Origin of the sequence: Clostridium thermobutyricum DSM 4928 (assembly GCF_002050515.1) — a bacterium.
GTDB lineage: Bacteria > Bacillota > Clostridia > Clostridiales > Clostridiaceae > Clostridium > Clostridium thermobutyricum.
This window is the reverse complement of the sequence record NZ_LTAY01000044.1, coordinates 1-19,534: the sequence shown is the minus strand read 5'-3', so window position 1 is coordinate 19,534 and position 19,534 is coordinate 1. Positions and strand designations below refer to the sequence as shown.

Sequence of the window (19,534 nt, the reverse complement as noted above, 5' to 3'; positions counted from 1 at the left end):
CTCTTAAGTCTTTTTAATTCAAATTTCAACTTTTCTTTTTGTAGAAAATTTAAATTTTTTATTTTTTATTATCATAATTTACTTTAAAAAAGTTTTATTTAATCTATAGAAAAAGATTACATTTTGAAATAATTTTCTATATAAAAAGTAATCTCTTTTATATAAAAATCTTTTATAAATTTTTTATAATTAATCAATTAAAATTTTTTCCAATAATATTATTACATTTTTAAATTTCATTTATTTTTAATGAAATTATTTAATTTTATTAAAAATAAAAAAGATATCGATTACATCGATATCTTAAAAAAAATATAATAAACTTACTATTTTACTAAAGCTAAAGTTTCTTTAGCTATCATTAATTCTTCATTAGTTGGAACAACATATGCTTTAACTATTGAATCTTCTTTTGATATTTCAGAAAGTTTACCTCTAACTTTATTTTTTTCTTTATCTAATTTCAATCCTAAGAATTCTAAACCTTTTAAACATTCTTCTCTAGTTTCTGGAGAATTTTCACCTACACCAGCTGTAAATAATATTACATCTACTCCTCCCATATTAACTATGAATGAACCTATTTCAGCTCTTATTCTATAATGGAATATATCTAGAGCTAATTGTGCTCTCTTATCTCCTTTTAAAGCAGCGTTTTCTATATCTCTAAAATCTGAACTAACTCCCGAAATTCCTAAAACTCCTGATTTTTTATTTAAAGCTTCAGAAACTTCTTCTATACTATATCCACAATTTTCAACTAAAAATGGTATTATTGATGGATCTATATTTCCTGATCTAGTTCCCATAGGAACTCCCGCAAGTGGAGTGAATCCCATAGTTGTATCTATACATTCTCCACCTTTAATTGCTGATATACTCGCTCCATTTCCTAAATGACAACTAATTATTTTTAAATCTTTTATATCTTTCCCCATAGCTTCTGAAACTTTGTGAGCTACATATTTATGTGAAGTTCCATGGAATCCATATTTTCTAATTTTATGATTTTTATATAAATTGTAATCTATAGCATATATATATGCTTTCTCTGGTAATGTCCCATGAAATGCTGTATCAAATACAGCTACCATTTTAGTGTTTGGCATAAGACTTTGACATGCTTTTATTCCAGTTATATTTGCTGGATTATGAAGTGGCGCCAATTTGCTACACTCATTTAAATATTTTATAACCTCTTCATCTATAATTATTGAAGAAGAATATTTCTCTCCTCCATGAACTACTCTATGTCCTACTGCTATAATTTCATCCATTGATTTAATAACTCCAACCTTTATATCTGTTAAAGTATTTAATACTAATTCTACAGCATCTTTATGATTCTTTATCTCTTTTTCTATTATGTGTTTTTCACCAATTTCATTTTTCTGAACTAACTTAGCTCCATCAAGACCTATTCTTTCAACAAGTCCACTTACTATATCTTTTTCATCAACCATATTAATTAATTTATACTTTAATGATGAGCTTCCGCAATTTATTATAAGTGTTTTCATTTATTTTATCCTCCTAATTTCAATTATATAAAATTTAAACGTTTAAATTTTATACATCCCTCTTTTTAAATTAATTTTAATTTCAATTACATTATTTTGTCAATAAAATGATTTAAATTTTCAAAAATGTAATATTTTTTCTTATATCCCTTTATAATGATTATAATTTTCTTTATTTTTTTTCTATTTTATTACAATTAAACCCCTAGAAGTTTTACTACATCTTGATTATATATTTCTTCTAGGGCTTTAATTTACAAATATTTGTTTATCTCTTTTTAATGTATCATATTTACAAAAATAGTTATTATAGCTGAGTTTACAAAGTCTATAAAAAGACAACCTACTATTGGAACAACTATATACGGAGTATGAGCAAATCCATATTTATTTGTTAGTGCATCCATATTAGCTACTGCATTTGGAGTTGCTCCCATTCCAAATCCACACATTCCTGATGCGAATACAGCCGCATCATAATCTCTTCCCATAATATTAAATGTAAGGAAGTAAGTAAATATCCCCATTAAAAGAGTTTGTGCTATTAACATAATAATCATAGGTAATGCTAAATCAAATAATTCCCATAATCTTAATCCCATTAGTGCCATTGATAAGAAAAATGATAAACTTATGTTTCCTAATACTTCTATTTCTTTTTCTTCTAAAGAAACATTCTTATAATCACATATATTTCTTATAATCGCAGCTGCCATCATTGCTCCTATGTAAGATGGAAAAGTAAGTCCTAATTTTTGTATTCCAATAGATATACAAGAACCTATCCCCATTGCAATAAATATCCAAGATACTGCTTTCATAAGTCTACTTTGACAAAGCTTAGCTTCATTGTCTTCATGGAAATCACTTAAAGGAATTGATTTATCTTCATTATGCTTTGGTGTTTTTAATTCCTTTCTTTCAATTAAACATTTAGCTACTACACCTCCTAAGAAGCTTCCTGCTATAAGCCCAAAAGTTGCAGCTGCAAAAGCAACTGAAGTTGCTCCATGAACTCCCATTTCTTCAAATAGTGGCCCAAATGATCCAGCAGTACCATGTCCACCAATCATAGGAATAGAAGCTGTTGAAAGTCCTAATAAAGGATGTAATCCAAATATCTTAGCTAGTCCAACTCCTAAAAAATCTTGACATATTACTAAAATAACAGCTAGTCCTAAAAATATACCAACTTTTATTCCACCTTTTTTTAATATTTTCACACTTGCTGTATAACCTACAGTTGTAAAAAAAGCTGTCATAAATATTGATTGTAATGTTGTATCTAATTCAACTGTTGCAATATTAGTTAATTTTAAAATTAATATTGCTAATGAAAAAATTAATCCTCCTATTACTGGAGCTGGAACACAGTATTTATTTAAAAATTTAATTTTACTTCTTAAGAATTTTCCTAAATAAAACATACAAGTGGCAAGAGCCATTGTTTGAAATATATCTAATTTAAAATTCATATAAAATCCCCTCCTTTTTAAAAATTTATTAATATTTTATTATTTAATTTTACATTATTTTTTAATTAAATACAATTTAATGTATTTTTATTCTTTTTATGTTAATTTTATATATTTTTTTCTATGTTTTATTTTATTTAAAGCGTAATTTTATAATATTTTTATAATATTTGATGATTTAAATTAAATAAAAAAAACCTCAAATACAAAAAGTATTTGAGGTTTTTATAAAATCTTATTTATAATAATCCTATAATATATCTAAAAAACTCATGTATTTGTGGTGTCATATATACTGTTACTACACCTAATCCACAAACTACAAAGTATATAAAAAGTAATATTACTTTTTCCCAACCTTTAAGTGCATAAGCCTTTGGAAGAGCTTTCCAACCAAGTACTAATAAAAATCCTAATACTAAAGGAAGTAATAATGTATTTAAAACTTCAACTCCTAATGTTAATGGAACTAGAGGTACTCCAGATAAAACTATTATTCCTCCAACTATCATAGCTCCACAATAGAAAGCATAAAAAATTGGTGCTTCTCTCCAAGTATTATTTAAACTACATGGCTTATTAAATAATTCTCCAAATCCCCATGAAGCTGCAAGTGAAACTACAATTGCTGCAATTAAAGCCGCTCCTGAAATTCCAATAGCAAATACAATTTTTCCTCCCATTACTCCTAAAAATGGTGTTAATGCATCACTAATTTCTTGAATTGAATTTAAAGGTGCATTTGGATTATGCTTACCAATAGTTGCTGCTACAGCTATTATTATTACTACAACTATTAATTGAGTTACAAGTGATCCTACAGCTGTATCTATTCTACTAAATTTCATATCTTTTTCAGTTAATTTTTTATCTACTACTGCTCCTTGTTGATAAAATACCATCCATGGCATTATTACTGCTCCAACATTTGCTGAAATTAATAACCAATATGCTGAATTATTAAGTGGTTGATGTCCAAATATACTACTTACTACATGTCCATAATTAGGATGAGCAAAAAACATAGCTGGAATAAATACAAGTTCAAAAAGTCCTACAACTATTGCTACTCTTTCAACTGTTTTATACTTACCAGTTGCACTAAGTAATATTAGACAAGCTACAACCAAAGGAACCATTATCCATTTAGATACTCCAAAAAGAAGACCTACACCCATCATTCCTGAAAATTCAGTTATAAGAGCTCCAATAGTTGAAACAAATAATGCTACAACTGCTATCCAAGCCCATACTTTTCCCATATGTTCTTTTATAAGTTCTCCATGTCCTTTTCCAGTTGTTATTCCAAGACGTGTTGTTAACTCTTGAACAAAATATAACATAGGAACAAGAATTAAATTTATTAATATTAATTTATATCCCCATTGTGCTCCTGATTGAGCTGCTGTAATTATTGAGCCAGCATCAGTATCTGCAAGCATTACTGTAATTCCTGGTCCCATAGCTGCTAAAAGCATAAAGAAATTTCTTCTTCTTCTTTTATTTCGCATTTGATCTTCCATATGAAGTTCTGTCATGTAATATCTCCTCTTTTCTTTAGTAAAACATATAATTTCGAATTCATCTTGATAATTATTATCACTGAACTCATACTAGCACTTATTGATAGTTAATGTCAATTAGAATAGATATAGTTTAATAATTATTCCACAACTTCTTATAAAAGTTCAAAACATTAATTATTTATCAATATTATTTACATCAATTATTTTTTTAATTTATCTTTTACTTTCCTATTAATAATCCATTGTATTCTTCTTAAATTCCAATACGCACTCAGAGTAAATTTAAAGTATTTTTGAATTAAATTTAAATTTTATTAATAAAATGTTACACTTTTATGTATTTTTATGTTATTATATATACATAAGGTAAATTTAAACAAAAAGGGGATTAAAAACTATGAAAATGAATTTTGAAGAATACAAAAGAAATTTAAAAGAAAATACTTGCTTTGCACCTGGTTTAGATTCTATTAATGAAGCTTTAGAAAATCTATACTCAGATATGGAGCCTACAAGCTATAAATTATTCACTCCTTCTACTTCATTATTTGGAGGAATTTCTGACTTACAAGGATTTTCAATTTATAATAGTACAAGCCATAAAGAACATAATCATATAATCAGTTTTGGATTTTCAGAACTTTATGGAGATGAACATAAATTTATGAGAGAAAGATCAAAGTTTGGTTATGAATTAACTTTTAGAACTACTTCTATTGAAGAAGATGAAATAGAAAAAATTCTTACAGCAATAAATAATATTTATAAGTATAATAAAAAATCTAGTATTTATTTAGAAGAAAATATTTTTATAGATTATAGAGAACTTATTGATGAAGATTCTTCTATAGCTGGATTTATAGTTACAAAAGATAAAGAACTTCCTTCTTTAGATACAATACACGGAAAAGTAGATTTCTTACAACTTCATCCAATAGATTGTTGTACTCTATCTACTTTAAAAAGTGGGAAATTTAAATTAGAAGATATAATAGAAGTATTAGAAGAAGATAATCCGTTACTAATATGTAATTAATATTTAAACCTACTATAGCTACAAATGCTATAGTAGGTTTTATTTAATTTTTATTTACTTTATTTTTTACTCAAAATAACTATATTACAAAATTTGATATTTATATTCATTTTTTATATAATTTCTCTATATTTATTAAACTTAACATATTTATAAAGGAGGTTTAAGATTTTGTATACTGTTGATGATGTTAAAGAAATTTATAAATTTAAAAATAGAGCTTCTGATGAAGAAATAATTCAAAATATAAACGATGGATTGAATCTTGATATAAGCAATTTTGCTATTTTAATTTGTGCTATTTTAATTGCAAGTATTGGTTTAAATATGAATTCTGTTGCTGTTATAATAGGTGCTATGCTTATTTCTCCGCTTATGGGTGCAATTATAGGCATAGGTTATGGAATAGGAACTTACAATACAGACTACATAAAAAAATCTTTTGTTTTATTGATTTTTGAAATTGCTATTAGCTTAGCTACAGCAACTTTATATTTCCTTCTTACTCCAGTAAAAGGAGCAAGTGCTGAAATGATTTCTAGGACTACTCCTACGATTTTTGATGTAGTAATTGCATTTGTAGGTGGTACTGCTGGTATGATTGGACTTTCTAGAAAACGTCCTGGCAATGTCTTACCTGGAGTAGCAATTGCAACTGCACTTATGCCACCACTTTGTACTGCTGGTTATGGAATTGCACACCTTAATATTAAAATATTTTTAGGTGCTGGATATCTTTTTTTTATAAATTCATTTTTTATTGCTGTTTCAACTTTTTTAGTAGTTAAAGCTTTAAAACTTCCTAAAAAGACTTTTATTGATAAAAAGCGTGAAAAGAATATAAAAAGATTAACTATAATATTATCTATTTTAGTTATGATACCTAGTGTTATTTCAGCAGCAACAATGGTTACCCAAACTGTAAATGATCAAAATTTAAATAATTTTATAAACACCCAAATAAATAAAAATTCTTATGTCTTAAATAAAAGTATAAATAAAGCAAATAAGGAAATAAACTTAGTTATATTTGGTTCAGAATTAACTAATAATAATATTCAAGATTTAGATAGTAAGCTACAATATTATGGATTTCCTGGCTATAAACTAAAAGTTACTCAAGACCAAAGCTTAAATTTAGTATCATACATTGAAAAGCTTCAGCAAGATAAAAATAATCCAGTATCTTCTTTAGATACTAATAAAGATGAAAATTCTTCTCAAAGTAATACTAACTCAAATTTTTCTAGCATAGGAAACCAATTAAAGGCTTTATATCCTCAAATAACTGATGTTGTTATAGGTAAAGGTGAACATACTTTAACTACTGACAATAATGATTCTACTCTTTTAGTATTTATATCTGAAAAAGGTAAGAATAGTTTAAATAAAGATAACATAAAAAAATATCTTCAAGAAGCTACTGGTTATAAAAATATAATATTGACTATTGATTAAATATATTAATATACATTAAATGAATCTATACTTAAAATTTAAAAATTATGTAGATAAAGAATTTGAAAAAATAACTTAATATAACTAGAAACTATAAATTTATAAATATTCATAAATAAGATTTCTTTTCCATGAATAATGGGCTTATAAAAAGAGTTATGTTTTAATAAACATAACTCTTTTATTTTTAAATATTAATTTTATCAGCTTGATATGAAATTCCTATTTGCCTTCTTCCCTCATCCATTATTTCAATTACTGTCTTAGAAAAATCTAAAGAATTTATATCTGATTCTAATTTATTATTTTTAATAATACTTATAAATTCTTCTATTTCATAGCACATATCATCTGAATCTTGATTTTTAGAAATTATCTCTTTTCGTCCATCTTTATATATTATATATACTTCTTTCATATCATTTATTTTATTTATTATAATGCTTCCTTCCTCTCCTTGAATTTCTGATGGAATATAGGAATTAGATATTTTAGAATATATTACTGAAGCTTCCATTTCATCATATTTAAATAGAATACTTCCTTCTCCGTCAACCTTAGTTTCTAAAATATATCCACTAGCTTTTATCTCTTTAGGCTTGCCAAATAAAGCTACCATTGGAGCTATAGTGTAAACTCCTATATCCATAAGACTTCCATTAGAAAACTCATTTTTGAAGACATTAAGAATTTCTCCTTCTTTATATTTATCATACCTTGAAGAATACTGACAATAGGATGCAAAATATCTTCTTACTTTTCCTATTTTATATATGTTATTTAATATTTCCTTAAAATTAGGTAAAAGAGTTGTTTTCATTGCTTCCATTAAGACAACATTATTTTCTTTTGCTGCCTTAATCATTTCATTTACTTCTACTAAATTTGATGCAAATGCCTTTTCGCATAAAACATGCTTTCCATTTCTTAAAAATAATACTGCTTGCTCTTTATGCAGACTATTTGGTGAAGCTATATAAACTGCATCTAAATTTTTTGATTTTGCCATTTCTTCTAGATTCGTAAATATATATTCAGCTCCATATTCCTTTGCGAACATTTTTGCTTTTTCCTCACTCCTTGAATAAACACATGATAAATTAAATCCTTTTACTTTTTTACCGCCTTCAAGAAACCACCTAGTTATATTATTTGTTCCTATTATCCCAAAGTTTATTTTATCCATAAATTTCTCCTTTTTATTTTAATTATACATTAACTTATTATCATGTTTGCACAATATATAAATTCATATTTAACAAAACATATCATTAATAATATTTTATTATAAAAAAACTATTGACATGGAGTTAACTCAAAGTTGTAGTATCTTTATGTAAAAAGATTTTGTTATATAAAAAACTATTAAAACAAAAAATTTATAATGAAAGGATAAAGATATTAATGAGTAATAAAGATTTAAGCAATAGTACAATTTTTGAAAAAGGAGAAAAAATGCCAGACATATACGATAAGTACTTTACTGGTCAAGCTTGGTTAAATATGCTTGTTATGCCTGGAGAAAGCCATAATTGTCCAATTGGAAATGTAACATTCGAACCAGGATGCCGTAATAATTGGCATAAGCATCCAGGTGGACAAATACTTTTAGTAACAGAAGGAAGAGGATGGTATCAAGAAGAAGGTAAAGAAGCTAGAGAACTTCATGAAGGAGATGTCGTGAAAATACCAAAGAATGTTAAGCATTGGCATGGTGCAGCTAAAGACAGTTGGTTTGTACATCTTTCTGTAGAAACAAATGTAGCTGAAGGACCTGCTGTATGGCTAGAACCTGTATCAGATGAAGACTATAATAAATTAAAATAATAAATTACTACACTCTTTTTAACTTAAAACTAGTTTTTAAATATCCAAATTTTTAAACTATTTTTTATTATTTCAATATATTAATTAATTTTAGTCATAGATTCATAAAAAGTTTGAAACGCTAAAAAAGAAATAAAAAGGTTGCCAAATGGCAACCTCTTTTTATTTAGCTAAATTATAAATAGCATTTGTAAATATCTCTGTATTTTTAAGTAAATCATTTATATCCATATATTCATCTTTATTATGTGCAATTCCCTTTTGCCCTGGAAAAGATGGTCCAAAAGCTACTATATTCGGAAATACTTTAGCATATGTTCCACCTGTAGTTGTAACGGGTGTTCCATCCTCACCTGTTACATCTTCATAAGCTTTTTTTAATTCCTTTAAAAGCTTACTGTCTAATGGAAAACAAACTGAATCCATTCTTCTATTTATAGAAATATCATATTCTTCATTTTTTATACTATCTATTATTTTTAGAATATCTTCATATTTATAAGTTATAGGATACCTAAATACAACAGAAATTCCTAACTTAGAATCTTTCTCTTCTATTTTATATGGATTTATTACTAACTTTCCTGAAATCTCATCTTCACATTTAACTCCTGATTTCTCCATAGAATGATTTTCATGAAAATTATTTTTTATAAAATCAGTAAATTCTTTTAACTCTTCACTTAATTGTTTTTCTGAAAGAGAACTAAAAGCTTTAGTAACTGCATTTTCTCCTATTTCAGGAGCATTTCCTGGAGCTTGTTTACCTTTCTCTTCAATTATGCAATTTCCATTTACATTTACTTTTGCATAGCTTGGCACTACATTATTTTTAAACTCTCCTTCAATAGATATATTTTCTTTTATTTTTTTACTCCATATAGTTAAATCAAGAATTCCTCTTTCTCCATAAACTGCTGGATATTTGCAATCAGGAGTAAATCCCATAACTGGAGGTTTCTCATTTTTTAAATAATATGGAATGTCTTTAAATCCAGTTTCTTCATTAGTTCCAAAAATTATTCTTACTTTTTTGGATAAAGTAATATTTAAATCCTTTAATATTTTTAATCCATATAAAGCACTCATTATAGGACCTTTATTATCTAAAATTCCTCTCCCATATAATTTATCTTCTGTAATTGTTAATTTAAGAGGATCATAACTCCAACCTTCGCCAACTGGAACTATATCTACATGACCAATTACACAAATATACTCTTCTCCTTCTCCATACTCTGCATAACCTATAGCATTATCTATATTTTTTGTTTTAAATCCCATCTCTTCTGAAATTTTAAGTGCTTCTTCTAATGCTTTTCTTGGCTCTATTCCAAAAGGAGCTCCTTCTAAACTTTCCCCTTCCACACTATTTATTCTTATTAATCTATCTATATTTTTAAACAATTCTTCTTTTTCAGATAAAATTTTATTTTTAAATTTTTCTTTTAAATTATCAATTGCCATTATTTTCATCTCCTAAAATAATTTTTTAAAATTTAAGCTCTCAGAAAAATTTCTGAGAGCTATAAATTTATTTTAATCAAATGTTATTGGTTCATGTATTCTATTTAAATAAGCTTGTAGCCATTCTTCAGATGCTTTTTCATAAGATGTTTTACCATTTTCTTGTTTTTTACATACATATACTGTTGGTTCTTCTGTTTCAGAAACTACCGAAAAAGAAAATCCTTCAATATTTGTAGCTACACCCCATTCTCCTTTATTATTAAGGGCTACTAAAGAAAGGTCTCCTGCTTTTCCACGTTTTCTAGCTAATTTATCATTTAACTCTTGAACTGCTTTATCGCAAGCTTCTTGTGGATGCATACCTTCTTTCATAAGTCTTACTATTTCATAAGAAATACAACCTTTCATTAAATCTTCACCAAGACCTGTTGCAGATGCTCCTCCAACTTCACTATCACAGTAAAATCCTGATCCTGATATTGGTGAATCTCCAACTCTTCCTCTTCTCTTCATGAATAGTCCACTTGTAGAAGTTCCTGCTACCATTTTACCATTTTTATCAACAGCTATCATTCCAACTGTATCATGTCCATTATATGGACTTAATCCTTTTTCTACTGTTTCTTTATATTTCTTTCTATAATGAAGTTTAGCTCTATCTGTAAGCATGTTTTTTCTTTCAAAACCTTCTTTGTGAGCATAACTTTCAGCACCAGCACCAACTAAGAAGCAATTGAATCTTTCATAACTTAATTTTCTCGCAATACTTATAGGATTACTAAAGTCTCTTATTCCTCCAACAGCTCCTATTGATAAAGTATCTCCATCCATATATGCTGCATCTAATTCTACTTCACAGTTTTCATTTGGAAGTCCACCATAGCCAACTGATTTGTAAAAAGGAAAATCTTCAACTGCTTTTATAGCTTTTTCTATTGCATCTCCTGCAAATCCGCCTTCACTTAAATCTTTTCCTGCTTCTGTTATTCCTTCAACTGCCATTCTCCAAGTTGCAATCATTGCCCATTTCATACCTTATACCCCCAATTATTTTCAAATTAAAAACACACTTTCTTTTTAAATTCTTCTATATTTTCTCCATTTGCAAGCATTTTTGCCATAGTACAAATATTTTCTATTGATTGATTTAATCCTATTCCACCTTTTTTAGGTGTTTTAACTACAATAACTTTGTCTTTATATTTTTCTGTTGCTGGATTTTCAGCAGACATTGCAGCTAAAACTGGAATATCAGAATTTTTATTTAATTCTTCAGCTATTCCTCCAGCCATTTCACCAAAATTAGGATAATGAAGAGCTGGACCACATATTACTACATCTGGATTTAGCTTTTTAGCCATTGCTAAAAACTTTTTCTTTACCTCTTCTTCATTTTTTTTGTAATATAAATCACCACAATATAGTGTTGCCATTATATTCATATCCATATTTTTAAAGTAAGGCTCCATCATTTTTCCTGGTCCTATTATTGATTTTTTACCTGCTGGTGGTAAATCTGCATTTTCGTCACTCCCCATTCCAGCTTGTACATGATTTAATATTAGTAATACTTTGCTCATCATTATTTCCTCCTAAATTTTTATAAATCTAAATCATCAAAGTCTATATCATCATCATCTTCTTGTGAATTACTAGCTTCTGTTTCTTCTTTTAAATATTGATTGTCAATTGCTTTAATAAATGGAATATACATTATTACTCCTAAGATTATTAAAATTATTTGTAATACTGAACCTTGCCATCCTGATACTAAGAAACCTGAAATTACTGGTGGAGTTGTCCATGGTATTTGAACTCCATTTGTAAGTGGAACCCATCCTCCTGCCATTGCAAAATAAGAAATAATTATATTAACTGTTGGTATTACCATAAATGGTATTAAAATCATTGGATTAAGCATAATTGGTAAACCAAATATTATTGGTTCATTTATACCAAAAATACCTGGTAATAATGAAAGTTTCCCCATCTTAGTAACCCTTTGACTTTTACAAACAAGAATAATTGCTATAAGTAATGACAAAGTACTTCCAGCTCCTCCAAAAGTTGCAAACATATCTTGGAATTGTCCAGTAATAATGTTTGGAATTGGTTGTCCAGCTTGGAAAGCTTCTAAGTTTTCTACTGATAAAGCTTTTAATACTGGGTTAAATACTGCTCCTACTACACTTGATCCATTAATTCCAAAGAACCAGAATCCATGTAAGAAAAGATATGCTATAACCATAGCTGGTAATGTATTACCTAATTTTAATAAAGGAACTTGTAATATTTTAAATACAAAATTATGAACTGTTTCGTAAGCTGTATATGAGAATATATAGTTTACAAGGAAAAATACTACAATAACTATTCCTGCTGGAATTAAAGCTTCAAATGATTTTGCAACTGTTGGTGGTACTCCTGCTGGAAGTTTAATAACCCAACCTTTTTTAAGAACTTTTGCAAAAATAACTACTGATGTAAGCGCAACTATCATTCCAAGGAAAAGTCCTTTTGAACCAACCCAATCTAGTGGTATCCCTTTTACAATATGTGAAACTTCTTCACCTTTTGGTGTGAAATTTATTTTATAAGGTGTCACTATAAAAAATGCTACTAAAGCTGTTGCTGAAGCTTGAATTGCATCTACTTCTAATTGTCTAGCTAAACTATAAGCTATTCCTACAATTGCTAAAATAGCCATAATATCAAAAGTTGCTGCAACTGGAGTTGTTAATTTAGATGCCCATCCTTCTCCTAAAAATTGTCCTACCCACTCATTCCATCCTGGTATTGGAAAGTTTGCAACTAGTAAGAATAATGAACCTACTATTAAAAGTGGTGTTGATACTAAGAAACCATCTCTTATAGCTATTAAATATTTATTTCTTCCTATAACTTCAGCCATAGGCATCAATATATTTTCAAATTTTTTCATTATTGAATTCATATATTATTCTCCTCTCATTTTCTAGAAAATCTTCAAAATAATTTTTTATTTTGCTTGTGATTTCTTAATCATTCTTATTGCTGATTTTAAAACTTTTTCTCCATCCATAGCTCCATAAGCCACTGAATCAATTGCATCAACAGGTATATTTAAAGGTTTACATATATCCTCCATTTTTCCTAACATAAATCTTACTTGTGGACCTAAAAGAACACAATCAGGTTTTTGATCTTGAATAAGTGCTTGTGCTTTAATACATGGATTAGCCTCAATGTGTATGTCTAAATTGTGTTTATTAACTACCTCTAACATTTTTGATACTAAAAGACTAGTTGACATCCCTGCATCACAAAATAAAAATATTTTCTTCATAATTATCCTCTCCCTCTATATAAAAGTTTTTCTTCACTTATTATTTATAGCAATTTATATGCCACTTTTTTTGTTCAATAAAAAAAAGCCTAATTATCTAGCTTTTTTATTCTAAAAAATATATATTTATTGATTTTATTTTTTGTGTGTTCTAAAATGATACATATATGACACATTTTTCATTATTTGGTCACACTATTTTTTATAGTAGAACACTCTTTAAAAAATAATATCTTTTTTAATATACATTAATGAAAATTTGAGGTGAAATACTTTTGAAAAGAATAGATTTAGTTTATAAAACAGTTGAAAATTTAGATATAGGAAATGGAGTTACTACAAGTGATATTTGTAGCGAATTAAATATAGAAAGATCTAATATTAGTAAAACTTTAAATCAACTTGTTAAAGATGGACTTTTATTTAAAAATTCCTCTAGGCCTGTAAAATACTACTTAAAAAATCCTAATAACATTGATTTTAATCAAAAATCCTCTCTAGATAGATTATCTTATCTGTTTCCATCACTTACAGATGCTTGTAAGCTTGGTAAAACTGCTATTTTATACCCTCCTAATGGAATGAATTCTTTAATTATAGGCGAAACTGGTTCAGGAAAATCTATGCTTGCTACTCTTATGCATGAATATGCAGTATCATTTTTTAAAAAAGAAATGCCTTTCTACCATTTTAATTGTTCTGATTATGCAAATAATGTTCAACTTTTAAGCTCACACTTATTTGGAGTTAAAAAAGGAACTTTTACTGGAGCTACTGAAGATAGACCTGGTATTATAGAAAAAGCTGATGGTGGTATTCTTTTTTTAGATGAAATTCATAACCTTCCTAGTGAGGGACAGGAAATGTTATTTGTTTTTATGGATACAGGCTATTTTAGAAGATTTGGAGAAGTTTCAAAAAAAATTAAATCTGATGTTAGAATAATCTGTGCTACAAATGAAGATATAAACAAAACTCTTCTTAGTACTTTTTTAAGAAGAATTTCTATAAAAATAAAAATGCCTTCTTTAAGTGAAAGACATCTTGAAGAACGGCTTACTCTTATAGAAACATTTATTAAAAATGAAAGTAAAATTTTAAATAAAAGGATTTATGTTTCTTATAATACTATGCTTTGTTTTTTATCTTATGATTGTCCATTCAATGTTGGACAACTTAAGAATGATATAAAACTTTGCGTAGCAAATGCTTATACTGACTATTTTATAAAAAATAAAAAACATATAAAAATAAATAGTCCTGACCTTCCTAAAGAGATGAGAAAAAATTTAAATAATCCTCTTTTAGAAGAAAGAGCTCTTTTAAAAAATTTACCTACTACTAATAGATATTTTATATATAATAAGGATAGTCAAATAACAAGCTACTACTTTAAACATAAGACTCAAGAATTATTTACTGCTTATAAAGCTTTAATTAATCAAGTAGAAATAATAATGACTTCTAAAAATCCAAGTATTGATAGTTTAAATGAAAATTTAAGTGAATATATAAAAGTTTTAGGTCATTGTAGTGAAAATTATAAATTTAATTTTGCTTACTCAATCTTTGATGAAATAAATTCTAAGCTTGTTAATTTTGATAGAAATATTGAAAGCTTCTTTAAAATAGCTTCTTTTGAAAATTTATTTAATCTTCATATAGATTTAATTTATGATAGAATGAGTCTTATTTCATTTGATAATTTAAATCTAAAAAATAAATTTAAATCAATATTTCCAGCTGAATATGAAAAAGCTCTTACTTATGCAGAAATAATTGAAGATACATTAAATCTCTATATTACAGTTTCTGAATTTGTTGTTATAATGCTAATTTCAATTTATGTAAATAATTCTATTTTAAATGAAATATAAAAGCTATTCTAAAATGAAATATTTTAAATTAAGCCCTTAGAAATTGTTTATGGTCATAACATTCCTAAGGGCTATTATTATAAGTTGAAATTATAGACTATAGGGGAACTATATTCTAAATAATTTCAATTAACTTATTAGCTTATTCTTCTTATCATTTTATCTATATTAAGAGTTTCTTTTATTTCTTCTTCTTTAAGATCTACTTCTTCTTTTATTACTTCTATTATATTTCTATTTAATTTAAGTGCTTTTTTAGCTATATATGCTGATTTTTCATATCCTAAAGATGGTGCAAAAGCTGTAACTATACCTATACTATTTTCAACTAAGCTCTTACATCTTTCTCTATTAGCCTCAATTCCTTCTATACAATTTTTTCTTACTGTTTCTATTCCATTTCTTAAAATTCTAATTGATTGAAATACATTTAATAAAATTATTGGATAAAAAGCATTTAATTCTAATTGTCCTGATTGAGTTGCAAGTGTTACAGTTGTATCATTCCCTATAATTTGAAATGATATTTGCTTTAATAACTCAGGCATAACTGGATTAACTTTACCTGGCATTATAGAAGAACCATTTTGTTTGCTTGGAAGTATTATTTCACCAAATCCTGTTCTTGGCCCTGATGACATAAGAATTAAATCACCTGCTATTTTACTTAAATTTATTGCACATACTTTCAAATCTGAAGAAAGACTTGCAATTATATCTGCATTTTGTGTACTATCAATTAAATCCTCTGCTTGAGTTATATTAAGTCCACTTAATTTATTTAAATTCTTACAAACTTTTTTAATATATTCTGGATTTGCATTCATTCCTGTTCCAATAGCAGTTCCACCTAAGTTTACAACTAAAAGCTCTTCTAATCTCTCTTTTAATCTTTTTATATCTCTATTTACTGCTTTCCCATAAGAATTAAATTCTGAACCAAGACTCATAGGAACCGCATCTTGCATTTCTGTTCTGCCCATTTTAACTATATCTTCAAATTCTACTCCTTTATTTAAAAGAGAATCTTTAAATTTTTCTAATTCTTCTAGACAATCATTTAAAAGCATATAACAATTTATTAAACCAGCTGTTGGTATAACATCATTAGTTGATTGTCCCATATTAACATGATCATTTGGGTGAATTGGATAATGCTTTCCTTTTTCATATCCTAAATGCTCATTTGCTATATTTGATAAAACCTCATTCATATTCATATTAGTTGAAGTTCCTGCCCCACCTTGGATTGGATCTAATATAAATTGGTCTATATATTTTCCTTCTAATATATCATCACATGCTTTTACAATAGCATTTTTTAAATTCTCATCTAATTCATTAACTTCATAATTAGTAATTGCACATGCTTTCTTAACTAAAGCTAGACTTTTTATAAATGATTCTTCTAATGATAATCCGCTTATTCTAAAATTTTCATATCCTCTTAAACTTTGAACACCATAATAAGCGTCTTTAGGCACCTCTTTGCTTCCTATTGAATCATTTTCTATTCTATATTCCATAAATCATTCCTCCAATTACCTTCATAATTCATTTATTTTATAAAGCAAATATCGTGCCATAAATAAAAGCTCCCTATTTTTAAGGAGCTTTCATTTATTTAAATACAGTAATTAGAAATTTTATCAATAATAGTCACACTCTCTAATCTACTTTGACACACTATTTATATTTAAAATCTACTTTTATCTATTTACAATAGATATTTTCATAAAATTTTCTTTCTAAACTAATTAGCCTTCTTATATTTTTTTAAAGATACATTTACTCCCATAGAAATAGGAATAGCTATTATAATTCCTATTAAAGAAGTTATTATTGATGTAGATAAAGATAAAATAGCTGCATCCCATCCAATAAATAATAACCAATTAAATAAAAAATATCCTATTAATGAAACTATACTTCCTAATATAAATCCTAAAATATTATATTTTACACTATTTCCATTTTTCCCATGAGAAAAAGCGATTTTTCCAGCTACATATCCTGTTAATCCTTTTACAATAAATGTAGGAATAGCCCACATTGGAAAAGTTACAATATCAAATAATGCACATCCAATTGCAGCAGGGAAAAATGCATCTTTTCCAACTAATATTGCTGATATGAATATAGCTGTAGTTCCTAAGTGAATCATTGATGTTCCTCCACCAATAGGAATTTTTATATTTATATATGTTCCTATAAATACTATTGCTGATAGTAAAGCTAAAAAGATTGTTTCGTTTGTTTTTTTTCTCAATCTAAAATCCCCCCCTTTTTTATATAATTCATACTGTATTCTATATATTTCTTTTTTGCAATTTTATCGATACAATTTTTATAAATTTATTTTATTTTTTACTATAAAGAGTATTTTTTCATATTTTTTCAATTATTACTTGATAATAATTATTATATGTGTTATATTTAATTCATAGTAAAATAATCGGAAATGGAGTTGATTATAATGTCAAAAGAAAATGAAAACAAAATTGAAAACTTTGATCAAATATTAGAAGAAGAAAAGAAATTTAATCCTGAAGATCCATGTGATCCATCACATCCTGATTACCCATGGGTTCCATGTGGAGTAAAAAAAGATAAAAAGGATGAATCTGATAAATAAAAGTTAGAGATTAGCTTAAATTTTTAAGCTAATCTCTTTATATTATTTCCACTTTTAATTTATATATTTATTGTTTATGAAAATTTATATAAAAAAGAGTTTTAAATCATAGATTTAAAACTCTCTTATTTATTTCTCTATTATTTCTTTTCCAAATGGCATTAATGATAATTTTGCAAGTTTTAAACATTGACCTGCAAAAGGTATTCCTATAATAGTTATGCAAAGTATAACTGCACTTATTAAGTTAACTATACATAACTCTATTCCTCCAAATATCAACCATAATATATTAAATAAAAGATTTAGCCCACTATCATTTATTGTAACTACTTCCTTTCCAAATGGAAAAAGTTGAAGTTTAGCAAGTTTAAAGCATTGTAATCCAACTGGAATCCCTATTATAGTTATACACCAAAGAAGTCCTGCTAAAAACCATCCTATTGCATTAAAAAATCCTCCAAATATGAACCAAATCAAATTTCCTATACAGCTCATTATATCCTCCTATAATATTTATACGTATAGAATTATATTATATTTTTTTTATCTTTGTTAAGTTACAATACCTTCTCTTACAAAAGCCCTAAATTTGCATAGCCTTTTATTGTTTTTATTATATAACTTAATGTAGAAAAATCTTTTTCTACTTTTTCATTCATTAAATTTAATCCTTTTATCAAACTTTTTTCGTTAAAATTTTCTAATAATAACATAACACTTATAGGATTTATCTCTCCATCTTTAGTGTCTAATGTTCTTGATTTTTTTATAAATTCATTTTCCATTGCTAAATTAATTGCTTTTTTTAACGAATCACTTATATTTAATTCTGGCATTTCTTCAAATATTCTAGTCTCTTCTGGAAGAAATAAATTTTTAGCTTTTTCAATATTAGTATTTACTAATATTACATTTTCAAATTTAGAATCTGAAAAATCTACTCCATCTAAATTTACTCCTTCAAAAACTACGTTTTTAAACATACTCTTTTTAAATTTACTTTTCTTTAAATTTGTCCCTATAAATTCAGTCCATTCAAATTTACAATCAAAGAAATCACAGGATTTAAAGTGTGCACCTCTAAAACTAGCAAAACTAAAATTTGAACCTGAAAAATTTGTATTGTAACAATTACTTCTTTTTAAGTCCCTATACATAAAATTTTTGTTTGTTTTTTGTATATTATTGTATTTTAAGTTTTCAATTATTTTCTTAGCCATATTTTCCTCCAAACTACATTTTTAAACTTATCTTTCCATTGTACTACATTTATCCTTTATATAAAATAAAATATTTGTTTATTATTCACATGTTAAATGTTATACTTATATTGTATAAATTTAACATATAGTTATATAAATACTTAAGTTTTTATATAAAAT

The 19,534-nt window shown here is 26.5% G+C and carries 18 protein-coding genes; 5 read left to right on the top strand and 13 right to left on the bottom strand.

From position 1 onward, the window contains the following. Positions 1 to 326: 326 nt before the first annotated feature. From CLTHE_RS08880 to CLTHE_RS08870, 3 genes are all read right to left on the bottom strand, one after another. Positions 327 to 1,520: an acetate kinase gene (locus CLTHE_RS08880; RefSeq protein WP_080022971.1), complete on the bottom strand. Its 1,194-nt coding sequence runs from the start codon at positions 1,518 to 1,520 to the stop codon at positions 327 to 329. 278 nt (positions 1,521 to 1,798) lie between these two features. Further along, positions 1,799 to 2,995 carry a sodium/glutamate symporter gene (gltS, locus tag CLTHE_RS08875; protein WP_080022970.1) on the bottom strand — a complete coding sequence of 399 codons (1,197 nt, stop codon included), beginning with the start codon at positions 2,993 to 2,995 and terminating at the stop codon, positions 1,799 to 1,801. Positions 2,996 to 3,234: 239 nt separating this feature from the next. Beyond that, positions 3,235 to 4,533 (bottom strand): NRAMP family divalent metal transporter, encoded by a 1,299-nt coding sequence (locus tag CLTHE_RS08870; RefSeq protein WP_080022967.1) that lies wholly within the window; start codon positions 4,531 to 4,533, stop codon positions 3,235 to 3,237. Between the two features lie 385 nt (positions 4,534 to 4,918). On the opposite strand from CLTHE_RS08870, the gene CLTHE_RS08865 reads away from it, so the two are divergent. Further along, positions 4,919 to 5,557: a suppressor of fused domain protein gene (locus CLTHE_RS08865; protein WP_080022964.1), complete on the top strand. Its 639-nt coding sequence runs from the start codon at positions 4,919 to 4,921 to the stop codon at positions 5,555 to 5,557. Between the two features lie 171 nt (positions 5,558 to 5,728). After that, positions 5,729 to 7,015 (top strand): DUF389 domain-containing protein, encoded by a 1,287-nt coding sequence (locus CLTHE_RS08860; RefSeq protein ID WP_080022961.1) that lies wholly within the window; start codon positions 5,729 to 5,731, stop codon positions 7,013 to 7,015. A gap of 187 nt (positions 7,016 to 7,202) precedes the next feature. On the opposite strand, the gene CLTHE_RS08855 is transcribed toward CLTHE_RS08860, so the two are convergent. Further along, on the bottom strand, positions 7,203 to 8,201 hold the full coding sequence (locus CLTHE_RS08855) for a Gfo/Idh/MocA family protein (RefSeq protein WP_080022958.1): 999 nt from the start codon (positions 8,199 to 8,201) through the stop codon (positions 7,203 to 7,205). A gap of 218 nt (positions 8,202 to 8,419) precedes the next feature. Between CLTHE_RS08855 and CLTHE_RS08850 the strand changes: the two genes are divergently transcribed. After that, positions 8,420 to 8,842 (top strand): (R)-mandelonitrile lyase, encoded by a 423-nt coding sequence (locus tag CLTHE_RS08850; RefSeq protein WP_080022955.1) that lies wholly within the window; start codon positions 8,420 to 8,422, stop codon positions 8,840 to 8,842. Positions 8,843 to 9,004: 162 nt separating this feature from the next. Here CLTHE_RS08850 and CLTHE_RS08845 read toward each other — a convergent pair whose 3' ends face one another. The 5 genes from CLTHE_RS08845 to CLTHE_RS08825 all read right to left on the bottom strand — a co-directional run bounded on the left by CLTHE_RS08845 (position 9,005) and on the right by CLTHE_RS08825 (position 13,637). Then, a complete protein-coding gene (locus CLTHE_RS08845) occupies positions 9,005 to 10,309 on the bottom strand; it encodes a Sapep family Mn(2+)-dependent dipeptidase (protein WP_158082702.1) in 1,305 nt (434 codons plus the stop codon). Between the two features lie 72 nt (positions 10,310 to 10,381). After that, on the bottom strand, positions 10,382 to 11,344 hold the full coding sequence (locus CLTHE_RS08840) for a glycosylasparaginase (RefSeq protein ID WP_080022950.1): 963 nt from the start codon (positions 11,342 to 11,344) through the stop codon (positions 10,382 to 10,384). Between the two features lie 26 nt (positions 11,345 to 11,370). Further along, complete coding sequence (locus CLTHE_RS08835) at positions 11,371 to 11,892, bottom strand: GrdB-related putative oxidoreductase (protein ID WP_080022947.1); 522 nt, start codon at positions 11,890 to 11,892, stop codon at positions 11,371 to 11,373. A gap of 20 nt (positions 11,893 to 11,912) precedes the next feature. After that, entirely contained in the window at positions 11,913 to 13,265 is a 1,353-nt protein-coding gene (gene celB, locus CLTHE_RS08830; RefSeq protein ID WP_002597239.1) for a PTS cellobiose transporter subunit IIC, read from the bottom strand. A gap of 45 nt (positions 13,266 to 13,310) precedes the next feature. Further along, complete coding sequence (locus CLTHE_RS08825; protein ID WP_002597238.1) at positions 13,311 to 13,637, bottom strand: PTS sugar transporter subunit IIB; 327 nt, start codon at positions 13,635 to 13,637, stop codon at positions 13,311 to 13,313. Positions 13,638 to 13,912: 275 nt separating this feature from the next. On the opposite strand from CLTHE_RS08825, the gene CLTHE_RS08820 reads away from it, so the two are divergent. Then, the gene (locus CLTHE_RS08820; RefSeq protein ID WP_080022945.1) at positions 13,913 to 15,514 is read left to right on the top strand and encodes a sigma 54-interacting transcriptional regulator; all 1,602 of its coding nucleotides are present in this window, start codon (positions 13,913 to 13,915) and stop codon (positions 15,512 to 15,514) included. Between the two features lie 137 nt (positions 15,515 to 15,651). Here the strand turns inward: CLTHE_RS08820 and CLTHE_RS08815 are convergent, their stop codons facing one another. Further along, on the bottom strand, positions 15,652 to 17,040 hold the full coding sequence (locus CLTHE_RS08815; protein WP_080022944.1) for an aspartate ammonia-lyase: 1,389 nt from the start codon (positions 17,038 to 17,040) through the stop codon (positions 15,652 to 15,654). A 227-nt stretch (positions 17,041 to 17,267) separates the two neighbouring features. Further along, positions 17,268 to 17,783: an ECF transporter S component gene (locus CLTHE_RS08810; protein ID WP_002597235.1), complete on the bottom strand. Its 516-nt coding sequence runs from the start codon at positions 17,781 to 17,783 to the stop codon at positions 17,268 to 17,270. 207 nt (positions 17,784 to 17,990) lie between these two features. Between CLTHE_RS08810 and CLTHE_RS16895 the strand changes: the two genes are divergently transcribed. Further along, entirely contained in the window at positions 17,991 to 18,149 is a 159-nt protein-coding gene (locus tag CLTHE_RS16895) for a hypothetical protein (protein ID WP_002597234.1), read from the top strand. Positions 18,150 to 18,278: 129 nt separating this feature from the next. Here CLTHE_RS16895 and CLTHE_RS08805 read toward each other — a convergent pair whose 3' ends face one another. Next, a complete protein-coding gene (locus CLTHE_RS08805) occupies positions 18,279 to 18,647 on the bottom strand; it encodes a YccF domain-containing protein (protein ID WP_080022942.1) in 369 nt (122 codons plus the stop codon). 77 nt (positions 18,648 to 18,724) lie between these two features. Then, positions 18,725 to 19,372, bottom strand: coding sequence for a pentapeptide repeat-containing protein (locus CLTHE_RS08800; protein WP_080022939.1), 648 nt, complete (start codon positions 19,370 to 19,372; stop codon positions 18,725 to 18,727). Positions 19,373 to 19,534: the final 162 nt, after the last annotated feature.

Coding starts and splice junctions, on each gene's coding strand:
- CLTHE_RS08865 (WP_080022964.1), top strand. CDS start 4,919: ATGAAAATGAATTTTGAAGAATACAAAAGAAATTTAAAAGAAAATACT.
- CLTHE_RS08815 (WP_080022944.1), bottom strand. CDS start 17,040: ATGGAATATAGAATAGAAAATGATTCAATAGGAAGCAAAGAGGTGCCT.
- CLTHE_RS08840 (WP_080022950.1), bottom strand. CDS start 11,344: ATGAAATGGGCAATGATTGCAACTTGGAGAATGGCAGTTGAAGGAATA.
- gltS (WP_080022970.1), bottom strand. CDS start 2,995: ATGAATTTTAAATTAGATATATTTCAAACAATGGCTCTTGCCACTTGT.
- CLTHE_RS08850 (WP_080022955.1), top strand. CDS start 8,420: ATGAGTAATAAAGATTTAAGCAATAGTACAATTTTTGAAAAAGGAGAA.
- CLTHE_RS08835 (WP_080022947.1), bottom strand. CDS start 11,892: ATGAGCAAAGTATTACTAATATTAAATCATGTACAAGCTGGAATGGGG.
- CLTHE_RS08805 (WP_080022942.1), bottom strand. CDS start 18,647: ATGAGCTGTATAGGAAATTTGATTTGGTTCATATTTGGAGGATTTTTT.
- CLTHE_RS08800 (WP_080022939.1), bottom strand. CDS start 19,372: ATGGCTAAGAAAATAATTGAAAACTTAAAATACAATAATATACAAAAA.
- celB (WP_002597239.1), bottom strand. CDS start 13,265: ATGAATTCAATAATGAAAAAATTTGAAAATATATTGATGCCTATGGCT.
- CLTHE_RS08825 (WP_002597238.1), bottom strand. CDS start 13,637: ATGAAGAAAATATTTTTATTTTGTGATGCAGGGATGTCAACTAGTCTT.
- CLTHE_RS08880 (WP_080022971.1), bottom strand. CDS start 1,520: ATGAAAACACTTATAATAAATTGCGGAAGCTCATCATTAAAGTATAAA.
- CLTHE_RS08855 (WP_080022958.1), bottom strand. CDS start 8,201: ATGGATAAAATAAACTTTGGGATAATAGGAACAAATAATATAACTAGG.
- CLTHE_RS16895 (WP_002597234.1), top strand. CDS start 17,991: ATGTCAAAAGAAAATGAAAACAAAATTGAAAACTTTGATCAAATATTA.
- CLTHE_RS08845 (WP_158082702.1), bottom strand. CDS start 10,309: ATGGCAATTGATAATTTAAAAGAAAAATTTAAAAATAAAATTTTATCT.
- CLTHE_RS08870 (WP_080022967.1), bottom strand. CDS start 4,533: ATGACAGAACTTCATATGGAAGATCAAATGCGAAATAAAAGAAGAAGA.